This is a genomic window from Streptomyces yerevanensis (assembly GCF_000716805.1).
GTDB classification, from domain to species: domain Bacteria; phylum Actinomycetota; class Actinomycetes; order Streptomycetales; family Streptomycetaceae; genus Streptomyces; species Streptomyces flaveus.
The window spans coordinates 1-1,780 of the sequence record NZ_JNWJ01000186.1; the positions used below are offsets into that span (position 1 = coordinate 1).

A 1,780-nucleotide genomic window follows, 5' to 3' on the forward strand; every position below is an offset into this window, starting at 1 on the left:
GATCGCCGCCGTGTTCGGCCTGCCCGCGGATTCGGTGCGCGTCATCAACCCGTTCGTCGGCGGCGGCTTCGGCAGCGGGCTGCGCTGCTGGCCGCACACGATCGTCGCCGCCCTGGCCGCGCGCGAGACGAAGCGCCCGGTCAAGCTGGTGCTCAGCCGCCGGCAGATGTACTTCGGCACCGGCTTCCGGCCGGCGTACGCGTACCGGCTGCGCCTCGGCAGTGACCGGCGCGGTCGGCTGACCGCGGCCATTCACGGTATCGACGCCGAGACCTCCTCGTACGAGACGTTCACCGAGGCCATCATGGGCGCGGGGCAGATGACCTACAGCATGCCGAATGTGAGCCAGGCGTACCGGCAGGTGCCGCTGGATGTGAACACCCCGATCTGGATGCGCGGCCCCGGCTTCGCCACGGCGTCGTTCGCGATCGAGTCGGCCATGGACGAGCTCGCGGACCGGCTCGGCATCGACCCGATCGAGCTGCGGCGGCGCAACGAACCGGCCGAGGACGAGTCGAGCAACCTGCCGTTCTCCACCCGTCGGCTGCGCGAGTGCTACACGGTCGGTGCCCGGGAGTTCGGCTGGCACCGGCGTTCGTCCCGGCCGCGTTCGCGGCGCGAGGGCGACTGGCTGATCGGCATGGGCATGGCCGCCAGCGTGTACGACCCCGGGCGTTTTCCCGCGGAGGCCCGGGCCCGCCTGGATGCCGACGGCACCGCTGTGGTCGAGACGGCCACCAGTGACATGGGGCCGGGCACCTACACCTCCCAGACCCAGGTGGCCGCGGACGCGCTCGGGCTGACCATGCGCACGGTGACCTTCCGGCTCGGCGACTCGCTGTATCCGCAGACCGGCCCGCACGGCGGCTCGGCGACCATGGCCAGCGTCGGCTCCGCCGTCCTCGACGCCTGCGACAAGGTGCGGCAGCAGGCGGTCAAGCTGGCCGTCGAGGACCGCGATTCGCCGCTGTACGGCGTGGACGCCGGCGATGTGGTGGTGCGCGGCGGCCGGCTGCATGTGAAGGGCAACCCGGCGCGCGGTGAGACGTACCAACGGCTGCTGGCCCGCAACGACCGCTCCCACCTGGAAGCACGTGGCTCCTACGCCGGGCCGCCGACTCCCGCGCGGCGCTCCTACCACGCCTACGGCGCGGCCTTCGCCGAGGTCGCCGTGGATGCGCCCCTCGGTCTTGTGCGGGTGCGGCGCATGCTCGGCGTGTACGACGCGGGGCGGATCATCAGCCCCAAGCTGGCGGACAGTCAGGCGATCGGCGGCATCGTGGGCGGTATCGGCGGGGCTCTGCTTGAGCACACGGTCACCGACCACCGCGACGGCCGGATCGTGAACGCCAACCTCGCCGACTACTTGGTCCCGGTCAACGCCGACGTCCCCGACGTGAAGGGCGTTGCTCTGACACCAGCACACCACCGGCCTGTCCGGTAGTCGGTCCCCGTCCGGCTGCCGGACCCACCAGGGTCGCCGCCGCCCATCCACTCCCCGACGGCGCGGCGGCGACCCGCCCCACGCCCCCACGGCGAACCACGGAGAAGGACTCATGCTGAACATCGCGGACACGCTGCACCGCTGGTGCCGCGAGGCACGCCCCTTCGCCCTGGCCACCGTCGTCGACGTCACCGGCAGCGCACCCCTGCCGGTCGGTACGTCGGTCGCGGTGGACGGGGACGGCAACGCGGTCGGCAGCATCTCCGGCGGCTGTGTCGAGGGCGCGGTGTACGAACTGTGCCGGCAGGTGCTGCGCGACCGCGGCGCCCCGCAGCG

At 72.5% G+C, this 1,780-nt stretch carries 2 protein-coding genes; both read left to right on the forward strand.

Translation table 11 applies throughout. The features are described 5' to 3' along the window. Nucleotides 1-1,444, forward strand: a 1,444-nt coding sequence (locus OP79_RS48940) for a xanthine dehydrogenase family protein molybdopterin-binding subunit (protein ID WP_106972682.1), incomplete at its 5' end; no start/stop codon positions are given. Between the two features lie 112 nt (nt 1,445-1,556). Next, the coding region (locus OP79_RS48945) for an XdhC family protein (RefSeq protein WP_033329712.1) at nt 1,557-1,780 on the forward strand (224 nt) is incomplete at its 3' end.